This is a genomic window from Carnobacterium maltaromaticum DSM 20342, assembly GCF_000744945.1.
GTDB lineage: Bacteria > Bacillota > Bacilli > Lactobacillales > Carnobacteriaceae > Carnobacterium > Carnobacterium maltaromaticum.
Genome location: NZ_JQMX01000001.1, coordinates 542,703 through 560,010 on the forward strand (window position 1 = coordinate 542,703; position 17,308 = coordinate 560,010).

Annotated in this window: 11 protein-coding genes; 7 read left to right on the plus strand and 4 right to left on the minus strand. The window is 34.6% G+C overall.

From position 1 onward, the window contains the following. Positions 1 to 82 precede the first annotated feature (82 nt). Together addB and addA are read left to right on the plus strand one after the other, a co-directional pair. Positions 83 to 3,703: a helicase-exonuclease AddAB subunit AddB gene (addB, locus tag BR77_RS02565; RefSeq protein WP_035063840.1), complete on the plus strand. Its 3,621-nt coding sequence runs from the start codon at positions 83 to 85 to the stop codon at positions 3,701 to 3,703. After that, on the plus strand, positions 3,700 to 7,488 hold the full coding sequence (addA, locus tag BR77_RS02570; RefSeq protein WP_035063842.1) for a helicase-exonuclease AddAB subunit AddA: 3,789 nt from the start codon (positions 3,700 to 3,702) through the stop codon (positions 7,486 to 7,488). Before addB ends, addA begins: the two co-directional genes overlap by 4 nt. A 58-nt stretch (positions 7,489 to 7,546) precedes the next feature. Here addA and BR77_RS02575 read toward each other — a convergent pair whose 3' ends face one another. After that, complete coding sequence (locus tag BR77_RS02575; RefSeq protein WP_035063845.1) at positions 7,547 to 8,311, minus strand: C39 family peptidase; 765 nt, start codon at positions 8,309 to 8,311, stop codon at positions 7,547 to 7,549. 242 nt (positions 8,312 to 8,553) lie between these two features. Here BR77_RS02575 and BR77_RS02580 point away from each other — a divergent pair, with 242 nt between their 5' ends. Beyond that, positions 8,554 to 9,108 carry a MepB family protein gene (locus BR77_RS02580; protein ID WP_010053752.1) on the plus strand — a complete coding sequence of 185 codons (555 nt, stop codon included), beginning with the start codon at positions 8,554 to 8,556 and terminating at the stop codon, positions 9,106 to 9,108. Between the two features lie 115 nt (positions 9,109 to 9,223). Here the strand turns inward: BR77_RS02580 and BR77_RS02585 are convergent, their stop codons facing one another. The 3 genes from BR77_RS02585 to BR77_RS02595 form a co-directional block, all read right to left on the minus strand. Then, complete coding sequence (locus BR77_RS02585; RefSeq protein WP_010053754.1) at positions 9,224 to 9,463, minus strand: hypothetical protein; 240 nt, start codon at positions 9,461 to 9,463, stop codon at positions 9,224 to 9,226. 197 nt (positions 9,464 to 9,660) lie between these two features. Then, on the minus strand, positions 9,661 to 11,121 hold the full coding sequence (locus tag BR77_RS02590) for a peptide MFS transporter (RefSeq protein WP_010053755.1): 1,461 nt from the start codon (positions 11,119 to 11,121) through the stop codon (positions 9,661 to 9,663). A gap of 196 nt (positions 11,122 to 11,317) precedes the next feature. Then, on the minus strand, positions 11,318 to 12,169 hold the full coding sequence (locus BR77_RS02595) for an alpha/beta hydrolase (RefSeq protein WP_015076418.1): 852 nt from the start codon (positions 12,167 to 12,169) through the stop codon (positions 11,318 to 11,320). 256 nt (positions 12,170 to 12,425) lie between these two features. Between BR77_RS02595 and allC the strand changes: the two genes are divergently transcribed. The 4 genes from allC (at position 12,426) to allD (ending at position 17,232) form a co-directional block, all read left to right on the plus strand. Then, the gene (gene allC / locus BR77_RS02600) at positions 12,426 to 13,664 is read left to right on the plus strand and encodes an allantoate deiminase (RefSeq protein ID WP_010053758.1); all 1,239 of its coding nucleotides are present in this window, start codon (positions 12,426 to 12,428) and stop codon (positions 13,662 to 13,664) included. Positions 13,665 to 13,989: 325 nt separating this feature from the next. Continuing rightward, positions 13,990 to 15,246, plus strand: a complete 1,257-nt coding sequence (locus tag BR77_RS02605; protein ID WP_015076417.1) for an MFS transporter — start codon at positions 13,990 to 13,992, stop codon at positions 15,244 to 15,246. 96 nt (positions 15,247 to 15,342) lie between these two features. Continuing rightward, the gene (gene allE, locus BR77_RS02610; protein ID WP_010053760.1) at positions 15,343 to 16,128 is read left to right on the plus strand and encodes a (S)-ureidoglycine aminohydrolase; all 786 of its coding nucleotides are present in this window, start codon (positions 15,343 to 15,345) and stop codon (positions 16,126 to 16,128) included. Between the two features lie 30 nt (positions 16,129 to 16,158). Beyond that, positions 16,159 to 17,232, plus strand: coding sequence for an ureidoglycolate dehydrogenase (gene allD, locus BR77_RS02615; RefSeq protein ID WP_015076416.1), 1,074 nt, complete (start codon positions 16,159 to 16,161; stop codon positions 17,230 to 17,232). The last annotated feature ends 76 nt before the right edge of the window (positions 17,233 to 17,308 follow it).

The window sequence follows — 17,308 nt, forward strand, 5'->3', positions numbered from 1 at the left end:
TTTATTGAGTGAAAATTAAAGCCCGAAAAGTCTAAACTATGTTAAAATAGCAATGAGTCAACTTTAGAAAGGTTGTGGGAAAATGGGTTTGCAATTTGTCTTAGGACGTGGAAATACAGACAAAAGAGCAATAATGCTAGAAGAAATTGCCACTACAATCACAAATAACAAGCAGGCAATGATTTTTTATTTAGTTCCAGATCATATTCAATTTGAAGCGGAAGTTTCAGTCTTAAAGAGGTTAGCTGATTTGCCTCCTTTTAATGAACAAAAAATAATGGGTGCTATGCGTCTTCAAGTATTTAGTTTTAGTCGATTGGCTTGGTATTTTTTACAAGATAGTGATCTTTTCATTAAACCACAATTAACAAATGCTGGGCTGGCTATGTTAATTCGTAAATTACTTTTGGAGCATGAAGAAGAATTAACTATTTATCGTGGTGAGGTCCGGAAGTCAGGATTCGTGCAACAGTTGACGGAGTTGTTTTTAGAACTTCGTAGTGGCAGAATCAATGAAGCTGATGTTGCAGAAATTATTGCAAAGCAAGGTGACAGTCTTAAAGAAGCTGATTTCAAATTAAAATTACAAGATATTTTATTATTATACCGTGGTTTTGAAAGAAATTTAATTGGTTCTTATATTGAAAAAGAAGATATTTTAACGGCATTAACAAAAAAAATTGAAACGCTTGATTTAAGTCAAACAACGATTTATATCGAAAGTTACCAAAGTTTTAACGCTCAGGAACAGGAACTAATTGGAGCACTTTTAAAAAAATGTAAAGATGTCACAATCGCACTTAATTTAGATCAAGGCTATCCAGTTGAAAAACCAGCTTTACATGAACTTTTTTATGCAACAGGTGAAACCTACTATCAACTCTATCAATTAGCTCGTAATGGGAATATTCCAGTGAAACAGGATTGTATCATTTCTGAAAAATCAGCTGAGTATTCAGAAGAATTAAATCAATTGGAAGATTTTTGGTTGACAAGTAGCCGCCTGTTACCCAGTAATTATAGTGAAGCTAAAGAGCTTATTTCAGTCAATGAAGGCATTGAAGTTTGGGCAGCAAGCGATAAGCAAGCAGAAGTGACTCATGTAGCAAAAGAAATTCGACGATTAGTGGAATCTGGTAAGTATCGTTATCAAGATGTATTGGTTTTAACCCGTCATTTAAATGACTATCGGGCACTTGTGAATCCAATCTTTAAAGAAAATGATATAGAGCTATTTAACGATCAAGCTGAAACGATGAATCATCATCCTTTAGTTGAATTTGTACTAGCACTTCTAGCTATCAAAAAATACAATTGGCGTTACCAAGATATTATGCGGTTACTTAGAACAGAGTTACTTATTCCTGTAAGCGATTCTGAGTTATCTGATGATCGAAAAATACGTGTCGCAGTCAGGCAACAACAAGTGAATAAATTTAGAAGTCAAATTGACATTGCTGAAAATGTTATTTTAGCTTATGGCTATGAAGGGTATCATTGGACCTCTAATAAACCATGGCATTATACTAAATTTGTTCATGAAGAGAATGCTGGACAAACAACAGAAGATCAACGAATTGAAGAAATTTCTAATAGTGTCCGTCTTTTTCTGAAAAATTTGCTTGAGCCATTGTTTAAAAAATTAGATCAAGCAAAGAATGGGTTAGCTGCTGCAGAAATCGTTTATACCTTTTTAGAAAGTAGTGGAGTATCGGATCAAATCGCTTTTTGGCGTGATCAAGCCATTGAATCTGGTGATCTAGAGACTTCTAAAGAGCACGAGCAAGCTTGGGATACATTTTTACAATTGTTAGATGAATATGTTGAGGTTTTAGGGGAAACATCTTTTGACTTAGACGCTTTTTATGAAATTATCATGACTGGTTTTGAACAAGCCACTTACAGTATGATTCCTCCAAGTATTGATCAAGTTACTTTCTCTAGTATTGAAAGTACACGAATCGGTACAACTAAAGTTACCTTTATTTTAGGTATGACAGAAGTAAATTTGCCAGCTAAGAGTGAAAATGCAAGTGTTTTAACAGAAACAGATCGCGAACTATTTTCTGCATTTTTAGAGGAAGGCAAGTATTTAAGGCCTTCGATTGAAGCGCAAACGGCTAATGAACCTTACTTAGCGTATCTAGCCTATTTAGCCTCAACAGAAAAGCTGATTTTTAGTTATCCAGTGGCAGATGATTCAAAAGAGGGTCCAAAATTATCCCCTTATGTTCAACGAATAGTTGCGGGATTAGAAATTATAATTCAAGAAAAAGTTGGAACAGTCGCCGATTTAGCACCAACAGCCTCTATTGAAGAACAACTGGAATTTATTGGAACAAAACGAAGTACGTTAACACAATTATTAGTTTTATTGCGTCAAAGAAAAGAAAATGGTGAAGAGATACCTCCATTTTGGCTAAGTTTATATCACCGAATCAAAATGGATGGCACTAAAACAGGAGCGTTATTAGAAAGGCTTAAAAGTAGTTTACAGCATAAAAACGTTCCGATTCAATTGAAGCCTGAAATTGTTGAGGAGCTATATGGTAAGGATCTTTACACCTCTGTATCACGAATGGAAAATTTTTATTCTTGTCATTTTAAACATTATGCAACTTATGGTTTAGGCTTAAAAGAACGAGATGTTTTTGAGTTATCTTCCGCCGGTACAGGTGAATTTTTCCATGATGCTCTGGATCAATTATTTAAATCGTTAAAAGAACGCAACTTACAATTAGAAAATTTAGACGAAGCTTCTTTAAAGAATGTCGCAAACGATGTTTTAGAAGTTTTATATGGAAAACCAAAATATCTGATTTTGTCGACATCTAATCGAATGAATTATATTCGTTTTCAGTTAGGAAATACAATTAAGCGTGTGGCGTGGGCTTTAGCCAATCAAAGTCGACGTAGCGGGATGACGACAGTTGAAACTGAAGTTTTATTTGGTCAGATAGCCAGTCAAAAAGGCATTGATGGGCTGGTTCTGCCTTTAGAAAACCAAGGACAACTTTATGTACGAGGCAAAATTGACCGAGTAGACACGATGGAAGTTGCTGGGGAACAGTATTTAAGTGTCATTGATTATAAATCAAGCGCACATACTTTTGATTACCGTGATGCTTATTATGGTTTAGCGATGCAAATGATTACCTATTTGGATACAGCTTTAATGAATTCTGAGACATTAATTGGAGGAAAGGCTAAACCTTCAGGTGCTTTTTATTTACATGTCAAAAATCCATTTATTTCAAATGATAAAATCAGTGATGAAGAAAATTATCAAGAAGAGCTATTAAAACCTTTCAAGTTAGATGGAATTTTACTTGAAGATGAAGCAATGTTGCGGCAACTTGATAAAAGTTTAGAACCAACTAAAAGCTCGATTGTTTATCCTTACCGCGAATTAAAAAATGAAAGTTTAAAATCAGCTAAATTTGTGAATGAATCAGAAATGAATGCTTTGAGATCCCACAATCAAGAATTATTTACGAAAGCTGGGAATAAAATCATGGCAGGAGCAACTGATTTAAATCCATATTATAAAGATAAACAAAGAATTGCCTGTGGCATGTGTCCATTTCGTTCGGTTTGTGAATTTGATGTGATGTTGCCAGAAAATAATTATCATCGAGTGGAACCGATTGATCCAAAAGAGGTTTTACGTCGCATGGCTAGTAAGGAGGGAGAAACCGAATGATGGAATTGCCTATTAAACCACAGAATAGTCGCTTTACAGATGGACAATGGCAGGCTGTCTACGAAGAAGGGCATAATATTTTAGTTTCTGCTTCGGCTGGTTCTGGTAAAACAACGGTCTTAGTTCAGCGTGTGATTGAAAAAATTAAAGCAGGTGTAAATGTTGATGAATTGTTAATTGTCACGTATACAGAAGCCGCTGCACGCGAAATGAAAGCTCGAATTCAAGTTGCGATTCAAAAAGCAATCACTGGCGAGGGCGACGTAGCAATGAAACAACACTTAGTCAAACAAGTCCCTTTATTGCCACAAGCTTCGATTAGTACATTACATGCTTTTTGTTTGCAAGTGATTCGTCGTTATTACTATTTAATTGATTTAGATCCGGTCTTTCGTTTATTGACAGATGAAACGGAAATGCTGTTATTGAAAGAAGATGTTTGGAGTGATTTAAGAGAAGAGCTTTATGGTACGGATAATAATGATTTTTATGCTTTAACGGCCACCTATTCAAATGATCGCAATGATGATGGTTTAACGCGATTAATTTTTTCTCTATATGAATTTTCTAGAGCAAACCCAAATCCTCGTTTATGGTTAGAACATTTATCGGATTTATATCGAGTGGATTCTGGTGATTTAGCAGATACCAAATTATTTAAAGAGCTTTTAAAACCGCAAATAATAGAGAGTTTATATAGATTAATTGCAACAGGACAAAAGGCTAGCAGTATCGCGGAAGGAACTGAAGAATTAACCAAACAACATGCGCTTGTTTTTAGTGAAACCTTATTTTTTGAAGAATTATTGGAATCAATTATGGGAAATCACTATGAAACAGCCTATAATCAACTAAGTGCTTTTAAATTTGAGCGCATAGCTACAGTAAAAAAAGCCGCAGATGAGAGCATTAAAGAAGCTGGAGCTGAATTAAAAGCATTACGAGACCAATACAAAGAACGATACAATCAACTTGTGACAGATTATTTTACTACTTCTCCGCAAGAAATGAGCGCAATCATGGAAAAAGCGACACCTTTAGTGGACGAGATGGCACGGGTAACACAGTTATTTACAGAAGCTTATTCTAAAGAAAAACGTCGTCAAAATGTGCTGGATTTTAATGATTTAGAGCATTTAACCTTAGAAATTTTAGCGAATTTTGAAGGAAACACATGGTCACCAACAGAAGCTTCTAACTACTATCGAGAAAAATTTAGTGAAGTACTAGTGGATGAATATCAAGATGTCAATCAATTACAAGAAAATATTATTCGTTGGCTAAGTAGTGAAGATTCTGTAAATGGAAACCTATTTATGGTGGGGGATGTCAAACAATCTATATATTCTTTTCGCTTAGCTGATCCGAGTTTATTTTTAACAAAATATGAAAAATTTGGTCAACATATTGATGGCGAACGGATCATTTTAGCTGAAAATTTCCGCTCCCGAGGGGAAGTCTTACATTTTACTAATTTAATTTTTGAACAATTAATGGATAAATCTGTTGGTCAACTATTTTATGATGAAGATGCGAAGTTAATTCATGGTTTTCCTGATTTTCCAGAAACCAATTGCCACCAACCAGAGCTGTTGATTTACGAAAAAGGCTCTAATGAGGATACTGACTCTGAAGAAGTTGAATCGGTTGAGTGGGACATGCGGATTGATGATAAAACAGAAGGTGAGTTATTAATGGTCGCTCAGCGTATTCAACAATTAATTGCTGAGAAATTTCCCATTTATGATAAAGATAAAAAGGTTAATCGACCGATTTCATATCGAGATATTGTCTTATTGACTCCAACTAAAAAAAATAATTTGATTTTACTGGATGTTTTTAAACGGATGTCTGTACCAATTCATGTTAGTGATACGCAAAATTATTTTCAAACTACAGAAATCAAAATTATGATGGCACTTTTGAAAATTATTGATAATCCTTATCAAGATATTCCGTTAGCTGCTGTGCTACGTTCGCCGATTGTTGCATTAGATGAAAATCAACTAGCTTCAATTAGAATTACGAAAAAAACGGGTGATTATTACGCAGCACTAGAAAATTTTTATAAAACTTATCAAGGTCAAGCAAAAGCCAGTCATTTTGATACGATTCTATTTGAAAAAGTTAAACGATTTATGGAGCAATTAGAGAACTGGCGCAGAATCGCTAGACGTGAACAATTAGTGACCTTAATATGGACGATTTATGAAGATACAGGCTTTTTAGACTACGTTGGTGGAATGAGCTCAGGAAAACAGCGTCAAGCCAATTTGCATGCTTTGTATCAACGAGCAGAGAGTTATGAAGTCAGTAGCTTTAAAGGATTGTTCCAGTTTGTTCGCTTTATTGAGAAAATGCAAGAAAAAGATAAAGATTTGGCTGAACCTACAGCAATCTCAGCGTCTGAAGATGCCGTGCGTGTGATGACTATTCATGGAAGTAAGGGTTTGGAATTTCCAGTAGTCTTTGTTTTAGATTTGACCAAGCGCTTTAATTTACAGGATATTCAAAAAAGTTATTTATTTAATGAAGATTACGGTGTTGGAACGAGTTTTAAAGATTTAGAGCGAAGAATTAGTTATACAACATTGCCAGAGGTTGCTTTAAAAATAGAAAAAAAGAAAAAATTATTATCTGAAGAAATGCGTAAGTTATATGTAGCTGTCACAAGAGCGGAAGAAAAATTATTTTTAGTCGGATCGTATAAAAATGAAGAATCCGCTTGGTTAGAATGGGGCCAAACGGCACATTATAGTGAAGCTATTTTACCAAGTAGTGAACGTTTTAATGCCTCTAGCTTAATGAAATGGATTGGAATGTCATTAGTCAGACATCCAGATGGGAAAAACGATTATCTAGAAACTCCAGCAAAAATTGGCAGTATTTGGCAACATCCAGCTCGTTTTAAGGTTTCATTTCACAACGAGAGCTCAATACGTGAAAATATACAAACTATCGACTTGGAAGAAGACTCAACCTGGTTAGAAAATTTAGAAGTACAAGCTAAAAATAATGACAAACATCAAAATGATGAAGCTTTTCAACTAGCTGTTAAGCGCATGGAGTATGAGTATACTCACGAAAGTGCGACACGGACTACTAGTTATCAGTCGGTGTCAGAAATTAAGCGGCTGTTTGAAGAGCCTGAAAATGCTCGAATGGTAAAAATTGATGTAAATAAACCTCGAAATCGATTTGTTTCTGAAAAATTATCTCGTCCTAAATTTATGAGTGATGAAAGTGAACCATCAGCTGCCGAAATTGGAACAGCGACGCATTTAATCATGCAAAATATAGATTTAACACAGATTCCAACAAAAGAAAGTGTTAAAGATTTAATTGCTACATTCGTTGCAAAAGGTTTATTAACAGATAAGTTAGCTACAAAGATCCAAGTAGATGCGATATTAGCTTTTTTTACAACAGAATTAGGTGAATTAATGCTGGAAAAGCCTAAATTAGTCACTCGCGAAGCGCCATTTTCATTATTGATGGATGCTGAAAAAATATTTACGGATATGCATGAAGATGCCAGTGATAAGCTATTGATTCATGGAATCATTGATGGCTTTCTTGAAGAAGAAGATGGGTTGATTTTATATGATTTTAAAACAGATTATGTAGATAAAAACTCTACAATAGCACTTGAAAAAATTAGTAAGAACTATCGTGGACAAATGAATTTATATAGAGAAGCCCTTGAAAATATCAGTGGCAAACCTGTTAAAGTAGCTTATTTATGTTTGTTAAGTATTGGCAAGACTTTATTAATTGAGAAATAAAAAAAAAACTGACTTAAGTTGCTCCTGGATACAGAGGGAGACTGCTTAAGTCAGTTTTTTAATTATTGAAAAGCGAAATCGCTTGAGAGCCCATTTGCTCAAAAGCAGCTATAAAATTTTCTTTATCCATAGAAGCATCTTTTTCACCATAAGGGTCATTAAAATAAATTGATTCAGCATCATAGCCAGTTACCACAACACTGTGCATGCTGTATGTTACATCAATCTTACCAGTTGTTGTTTCCCAAGTAAAAAAATCATCTACAGGAGAAAATGTTGCTGTGGTGATAATCCAAACAGGGTTACCAGCGGCAACTTGTGCCATAACATCGGTAAAATCAGAACCAGTGCTATCAAGTACATTCTCATTTCCAACGTATTCTTTAGCTAAATTAGCAATAGGACCATGATAAACACCTAAACCAGGTGAATCATTCCCGCTAACATCTCCAACGAAAGCTTGATTAGGATTACCCATATAGCCATCATCGTCCATTAAAGGAACACTAACAAGATTATCTGCTAATTCATTTTTTGTAACTGTTGATCCGTAAAACTGAATTAGCATTGCTAAGGAAGTAACTTCACAGCCATTATAAAGACTTGGTTCGTCAAATTGATAGAGTAAGGGTACATCCAATTGAGCCGAAATAGGTAAGTCAGAGGTTTTCGTCTTTTTCTTAGGAGTGACCGCTGGTTCAGTTGATGAGATGACTGGATTTTTTTTATCAGCTTTAATATAATGCTCATTAATAAAGAACATTAAGCATACGGATAGGCTGATCAAAAATAGTAACTTTAAATAATCTTTTCTATTCTTCATTTTGATCCACCTTTTCTACACTTTTACTATCCTTTACTATAACATGAATCTATCCAACTGCCTAAGAATTAAGCCGAAGCTTAATGGATTATTTATAATTTGTTAAAATTGTCATTAAACTGTAAAAAAAATTTAGTATACAGTAATTTTATTATGTAAACCATATTGTTTAAAAGGTGACATTCAGTTGTCTGGTTTTGTTTGTTATACTAAATTAAATTGAAAAGGTAGGGATTCTAATTATGGAAAATAAAAAAAGGAAGTTAGATAATAATCCACAGCTTACTGAAGCTTCTATTCATCCGGATTTAATCGTAACTACAGAAGAAGTTTTTCGTTATTTTGACTGGAATCAATTAGATTGGGAGGTTGAAAAACAAAATAGTGAGTATGGGGCTTATTTAATTAAGCTCGATCATTTATTGATTAGATTCAGAGTAGCGAAAACCACACCAACAAAAGTAGGCCAGTTTGTTACTTTATGGAAAAGAAATGTGAAAGGAATAATTGAGCCGTACACAAGTCAAGATAAAATGGATTTTGTCGTGATTAATACAAGATTAGGTGAGCATATCGGTCAATTTGTTTTTCCAAAAAAAATATTAATTGAAAAAGGGATTTTATCAGTCAATGGGGTGGGAGGGAAAAGAGGGTTTCGAGTTTATCCATTGTGGGATCAGCCGGATAATCCACAAGCAATCCAAACGCAAAAATGGCAGTTGAATTATTTTTTAGATTTAACTCAAGGTAGTCAGCAGCTAAATGCTAAATCGATTCAGCGACTATATAACATATAAGATTAAAAAAAGACAAAAAAATAATCCTCTTCTTTTACATAGAAGGGATGACTGTTTATTTTATATGAATAAAAGTAGGTTGCTACCCTCATGGACGAGCTGCAATAACCTACTCTTAGGCGATTACTAGAAGGTTTTCTTCTGCATCGCGGGAACTTTTGTAAAGTTCGAAATCTGATTGGTTCCAACCAAATTCTTGGTTGATTTGATAGTTTGGCGAATCTTCATTTAAAACGATATAGCGTAACTGAACACGATTTCCACTATCTTCTAGTTCTAACGCAAGTTGATAATCTTCATTTTTAAATAGTAAGCCTTGAATTGCCCAAACTTTTTCAATAGTTGTTGTTATCATCTTTAATTTGTCACTCCTTTCTGTTGTGTTACCATCATTATACGTCAATTTACTATTTTGTCTAGCGTAAAACACAAAGTTGACATAAACTTAATATTTAAGCCGCTTAGATAGTTAATTTTAATAGTTATTTTACAAAGAAAACCATTCTAAAAGACCTGGAAATAAGGAGCTTTAGAATGGTTTTCATTTATTACTTAATTCAAGCCTTGCATTAACGTTTTTATTTTTGAATTCATCAGAGATAATAGTAAACCAACAGCAATTGTAAATCCGCCGACAATCGCAAAATACATAACTTCATTTTCTGGTGAGTAAAGGGAAACGATTTGAGCATTGATTGCTTGTGCGGCTGCATCACCTAAAAACCAGACGCTCATCATTTGAGATTGGAAAGCTCTTGGCGCGAGTTTTGTTGTGGCACTTAATCCAACAGGGGACAAACACATTTCACCAACGATAACTAGGAAAAAGCTTAGAACTAACCACCATGGGCTAACTAAAGTATCCACACCATTTAATAACGCTGGGATGACTAATATAACAAAAGAAAGACCAGCAAAGACAATTCCTATTGAAAACTTAATGGTTGTTGAAGGCTGACGTTCACCAAGTTTCGTCCAAAGCCAAGCAAACATTGTTGACATCAGAATAACAAATAAGGGGTTGAGTGACTGGAACCAACTTGGAATTAGGTGAAAACCCATAAAATCTAAATTTGTTCGTTCATCAGCATAGATAGCTAAGACAACTGACCCTTGTTCTTCAATCGACCAGAAAAAGATACTTGCAATAAAAAGGGGAATATAAGCCCATATTCTAGAACGTTCCATATCATTTACATCTTTACTACGAATCATTTTAGTAAAATAATAAACAGGTAATGCTACCCCTAAAATACTTAGTAGGAAAATAACAAATTCAATCGTTAATTTTCCAAGTAATGCCGCACCTAAAATAACTATTGCGAGAAGCCCTATACCCTTGATTAAATTTTTATAGACTGCACTTTTTTCAGTTTCTGAAATCGGATTAGTAGGTTCAAGACCTACAGTACCTAAATATTTTTTCCCTTGGAAATAGTATTGAATTAAACCAGCTAACATCCCAAAGGCTGCGATAGAAAAACCGACATGATAGTTGTATTCTTTTTGAACAGCTCCTAATATAATTGGAGCCAAGAATGAACCAATATTAATTCCCATTACAAAAATACTAAAACCAGAATCTCGCCTTAAATCATTTTTATGATATAATCCACCAACAATTTCTGAAACATTTGGTTTTAGCATCCCTGTCCCTAATACGATAATAGCAATTGAAGCAAATAGTGCAGGTGCTCCAAAAGGGGTAGCTAAAATAATATGTCCAATCATAATTAAAATCCCGCCATAAAAGATTGTCTTTCGACTACCTAAAACGCGATCACTTAGCCAACCGCCAATGACGCTAGACATGTAAACCATTGAACCATAAATTGCCATAATTGAAGCGGCTAAGGATTTTGAATAGCCAAGTCCACCATTCGCAACTGAATCATAGATATAATAAATTAAAATAGCACGCATTCCATAGTAACTAAATCTTTCCCACATTTCAGTAAAAAAGAGGGTCGATAATCCTCTAGGTTGACCGAAAAAGGTTTTTTCTTTTTTCACAGTTTTTCGTCCTCCAATATTGAATTACTTCATATAAATATACAGAGAGTATTCTCTATTAGAAATTATACTCCTAATTGACATAAATTCCATGTATCTTAAATATTTCCACATTAAAACCTAATAGATATTTAATAATTTTTTATAGAAAAAAACGAACTACTTATCTCTTAGAGAAGTAATCCGTTTTTATAAATCAGTCCTTAGAAAGCCATACGATTAATTTTTGATAGGTCATTTGAGCTTCTTTAATGTTCGGGTCTTTATCAAAATCATGAGCTAGACCTTCAATTGTTATAAACTCTTTATTTAAAATATGTTGATTTAAGTATGCTCCAATTGAATAGGGAACATCTTGATCTGCAGTACTTTGAGCAATAAAAGTTGGAGGTAACATTTTCAGCTCTTCATTAGTTAAGGAATAGTTGGAATAGTTTTGTTGGTGTTGTAAAATTAAATCAATCCATCGGCCGGTTTGTCGTGCATAGATGTAAATAGCGTACCTAGTCTCTAATGGCCCAGAAACAAGGGGCTTTGTTTGAATTAAGGCCTTTTTTGTTTCTTCAGAAATTTTAGGATAGCGAAGATAAAATGAACTAGGTCTTAAATAAAAAGCTTCATTGATACTGTGATAACCATAAAAACTGATGAATTTTTTTGGCTGAACGGCTAGGGCGTTTTTTTGATATAAAAATCCAAGGTAAGCCCCGGCTGAACGACCAAATAAAATAAATTCATTACTTTTTAATTCTAAGCTCTGATTAGCTTGATTTAAAAACCAGTTAATCCCAGTTTGAATGGCAGCTTCAATCTCAGGAAGTTCTACTTCTGGCGCCAAAGGGTAGTCTAATGTTAAAAAGTGATAACCAGCTGATAAAAATAATTGAATATATTCTTCAGGTAAATCAAATCGTGAACCCCATATTAACCCTCCGCCATGGAGATAGATGATGGTTTGATTTAAAGGGGTGCCTGTTGGTTGATAAAGTGATGCTTCTAATTGGTATTTTTCAGTTGTATGAAAAATAAAATCTTTGTATAAGAGCATGAAATCCCTCCAAGAGTTGGTACATTCTAAAAAAAGTAGTCTGTACGTTTAATTTAATTTTAGTATAACGAAATGTTGACTAAAGTACCAGAGCAAAAGGAACGAATTGATTAAAGCGATTTGGCTGTTATGGACAAAGAGTTGCACATGGATTTAGCTTATTTGGACAATGCTATCTCAATGAATAGCGCTTACAATTATAAGTGTAGTAAAGACCTATAGTTGAATCAATTTTATCCAAGAAAGGAAGAAAAAAATGACTCATTTAGATTTAGATAAGGAAGTACTAGAAAGTGTTAAATGGCTTTCTAATATTGGCGCAGATCCTACAGGCGGAACAACACGTTTATTGTACTCTGATTCATGGTTAGAAGCTCAAAATGGCGTCAAGGCTAAATTAGAGGAAATTGGCATGACAACTAAATTTGATGCTATTGGCAATTTATTTGGTCGTTTAGAAGGATCTAAATATCCAGAAGAAACTATTTTATCTGGTTCGCACATTGATACCGTTGTTAACGGTGGGAAGTTAGATGGGCAATTCGGAGTGTTATCGGCCTATTTAGCAGTTAAATTATTAAAAGAAAAGTATGGTCAACCATTACGTAGTTTAGAAGTTATTTCAATGGCTGAAGAAGAAGGTAGCCGTTTTCCTTATGCATTTTGGGGAAGTAAAAACCTGTTTAATGAAGCGAAAAAAGAAGATGTTATTGATATTTCAGATTTTAACGGCATAAAATTTGTCGATGCTATGCATAATGTAGGTTTTGATTTTAAAGATGAGTCTGAACCAATTCGTGATGATATTAAAGCATTTGTTGAAATTCATATTGAACAAGGAAATGTTTTAGAGCTTGAAGGCAAATCAGTTGGAGTTGTGACAAGCATTGTTGGACAAAAACGCTATACAATTGTGTTAAAAGGTCAGGCAAATCATGCTGGAACGACACCAATGAAATACCGTAAAGATGCAGTTTACGCGTTTAGTAAAATATGTGCTCAATCAATTGATAAGGCTCGTGAGGTTGGAGAACCATTAGTGTTAACTTTTGGAAAAGTTGAACCAAAACCAAATACAGTTAATGTTGTTCCAGGAGAAGTTCTATTCACGATGGATTGTCGTCATACCAATCAAGCTGAATTAGATGCTTTTACAGCTGAAATTGAAGCAGATATGAAGAGAATAGCTGAGGAAATGGGAATGGAGATTGAGATTGATCTTTGGATGAATGAGCCTCCAGTTCCAATGGACGAAAAAATTATCAATGTGTTAAAAGAAGTTTCTGAAGCTGAGGGAATTAATTATCGAATGATGCATAGTGGAGCGGGTCATGATTCACAAATTATTGCACCTCATATTCCAACTGCTATGATTTTTGTACCAAGTATTGGTGGAATTAGCCATAACCCAGCTGAAGATACTAAAAACGAGGATTTAGTTGAGGGTGTTCGAACAATGGCAGCGGCACTTTATAAGTTAGCTTATGTAGACTAGTTAATCAGAAAATTTTAATTGACCCAAATGCGATAAATTAGTGAGTTATTTGGGTCAACTTTTTATTAAGGCTAGTTTTTTTGAGCCTACTCCTCGAGAAAAAGATAAAAATTCGAGATGGCAAAAAACGCCATATCAATTTTTCCTATTTTCTTGCCGGAGCTAACCGGCTCAACAAACTTTTTATTAAGGCCAGTTCTTTTGAGCCAGTCCTTCGGAAAAAAGATAAAATTTCGAGGTGGCAAAAAACGCCACATCAAATTTCCCTATTTTTCTGCCAGGCCTAACCGGCTCAACAAACTTTTTATTATAGGAGGAATTATTAATGGAGAATCAGCAAGTTGCAAAGAAAAAAGGCTTGGAATATTGGCAACAGATTATTATTATGTTGTGTTTAGGTTGGACAGTTATTTGGATTTATCGTTCAGCTTTGTCGCCAATTTTTCCAGAGTTAAACCTATCTTTAGGTGGCGGAATTAGTGATAGTTCTTTAGGGGCTATTGCCAGCTTTTATTTCTTTGGTTATACAGGGATGCAAATTCCAGCAGGTATTTTAGTTGATAAATTTGGGAAGAAAATGGTTTTAATTCCTGGTTTTACATTGTTTGCTTTAGCTGCAATCGTCATTGCAAATGCTAATGGTATTACTATGGTTTATGCAGGAAGTTTAATGGCTGGTATTGGATGTGGATCTTATTATGGTTCTGCCTATTCATTATCATCTGAAAGTATTCCGCAAGAACGTCGTGGACTTTCAACAGCAATTATTAATAGTGGTTCCGCAGTGGGTATGGGGATCGGTCTTATTTTATCAAGTTTACTAGTAAAACAATTAGGTTTGCCTTGGCAAATTATGATGTATTTAGTAGCAATCTTAGTTGTCTTAATCATGATTGTCTTTATAAAAGTTATTCGTACGACTCCAGATGCTGTTGTGAATCATCCAACGGCTAAAGCAAAACATGATCCTGAGGATAAAGTTTCAATGAGCACTTTATTTGCTCCACATATGATTGCTTCCTATGTTCTTTATTTCGCAACATGTTATGGCTATTATATGGTTGTTACATGGTTGCCATCATTTTTACAGCAAGAACGTGGATTTGAAGGGGTTGCAATTGGTTTTTCTTCTGCCTTAGTTGCTTTTTCAGCTATTCCTGGAGCGTTGTTCTTTAGTCGTTTATCTGATAAGTTTCAAGACAAAAAAATTCAATTTATTGTTGTACTAGAATTATTAGCTGCAGCGATGCTTGTTTTAACTGTTATGGCTCCTACATCTGGTGTCTTACTTGTTGGGTTAGTGTTATATGGATTATTAGGAAAATTAGCTGTTGAACCAATTATCATTTCTTATATCGGGGATACTGCACCGAAAAAAGGCTATGGAACAACTTTTGGAGTCTTCAATTTCTTTGGTATGAGTTCCTCAGTATTGGCACCTTGGGTTACAGGAGTGATCTCTGATGCTACAGGTTCAAAAGTTAATGGATTCTTTTTATCAGCTATTATCATGGTTGTTGGGACCGTTCTATTTTTAGGAGCCAACATTATGATGAAAAATAAAAAAGCTAAAGCGAAATAAGTATTTTTAGCAAATAGATTGGGAATGTAGGCTGAGACTTTCTCAGCCTCATTTCAACCAATAAAACAGAAGAAAATTAAAGTGAGGGATTTTTAAATGGGTTATAGAAATAAAAATACAGGTTACAATGATGATTTATTAGCGTCACGTTCAATTATAAGAAGAGGCAACTTTGCTTTGATTCCACCAGATGGTTTAGTGAATAATACAATTCCAGGTTTTGAAAATTGTGAACTATCAATTCTTTCATCACCTAAATTAGGTGCAAGCTTTGTTGATTATTTGGTTACATTGTTACCAAATGGGAAAAATACACGTGGATTCGGTGAACCAGGAGTTGAGACTTTTGTCTATGTACTTTCTGGAAAAGTTAAAATAAGTGATGGTGAAAACGAATACATTCATACGGATGGAGGCTATGTCTACTTACCCGCTGGAAAAAAAATGTATTTAGAAAATATTTATGGCGAAAATAGTGAACTCTTCCTATATAAAAAACGCTATGAAGCAATTGATGGATATGAAGCTCATGTAGTTTCTGGAAATACAAATGACATTCAAGCTGAAGAGTATGAAGGTATGAGCGATGTTCTTTTAACTGATTTACTACCTAAAGGTTTAGGGTTTGATATGAATTTCCATATTCTATCTTTTAAACCTGGAGCTAGCCATGGTTATATTGAAACCCATGTCCAAGAACACGGTGCTTATATGTTATCGGGTGCTGGAGTCTATGTACTAGATAATGAATGGTTACCAATTAAAAAGGGAGACTATTTATTTATGGGAGCATACGTTCCTCAAGCAACTTATGCAGTTGGACGTGATGAAAGCTTTAGTTATTTATACTCTAAAGATTGTAACCGAGATGCACAAATATAAATTTTATTCGTAGAAAGCGAGTTTTTAGTCATGACAGAATTAGAAATGGTTCGAGTAACCGAATCCGAATTACATGAATTAATTCAAAAAAAATTAGAAAAAGCAGGTTTATCAAGTTTACATGCAAATACTGTAGCTGAAACCTTAGCTTTTGCCGATGCAAGAGGTATTCATTCTCATGGAGCTGTTCGGGTTGATTATTATGCTGAAAGAATCGCTAAAGGTGGAAGTAATTTAACACCTAATTTTAAATTCAATCAAACTGGACCAAGTACAGGGATTTTTGAAGCCGATAATGGAGTTGGGCATTATGCGTCCAATGAAGCTTTGAAAGAGGCTATTCGTTTGGCTAAGGAGACTGGAATTGGCGTTGTAGGTGTTCACCAAATGGGGCACAGTGGAGCTTTAGCTTATTTTGTTAAACAAGCAGCCGAAGCTGATATGATTGCTTTATCAGTTTGTCAGTCAGATCCAATGGTCGTACCTTTTGGTGGTGCAGAACCTTATTTCGGAACCAATCCAATTGCCTTTGCTGCCCCTAGAAAAGATCATACTCCTGTTGTTTTTGATATGGCGACAACGGTTCAAGCTTGGGGAAAAATTTTAGATGCTCGTGCTCGCAATGTTGATATACCAGATACGTGGGCCGTTGATGGTTCAGGCAATCCAACAACTAATCCTCATGAGGTAAAAGCATTGTTACCAATCGCTGGTCCAAAAGGCTATGGCTTAATGATGATGGTCGATATCTTATCTGGAACCTTATTAGGCTTACCATTTGGGAAACATGTTTCTTCCATGTATACTGATATTACAGCTGGTCGTAATTTAGGACAGTTACACATTATTATTAATCCAAGCTTCTTTACTGATTTAGATAAATTTAAAGCAGATGTGAATCAAATGGTGGAAGAGCTTCATAATACGAAGCCGGCATCAGGGTTTGATCAAGTTTTATATCCAGGGGAACTATCTGAAATTGTTTCTGAAAAATATAAAAAAGAGGGTATTCCAATAGTGAAAGAAATCTATGACTATTTAGTTAGTGAAACGATTCATTTTAATCGCTATGACAAGGCTAGTGCTTTTGGGGAGCAAGACTAGTCACTAAAATTGAAAATTAGGTTGATTTATCAAATGAGAAGTTAAATTAACCAGATATAAATAGTAGTTTGGGGAA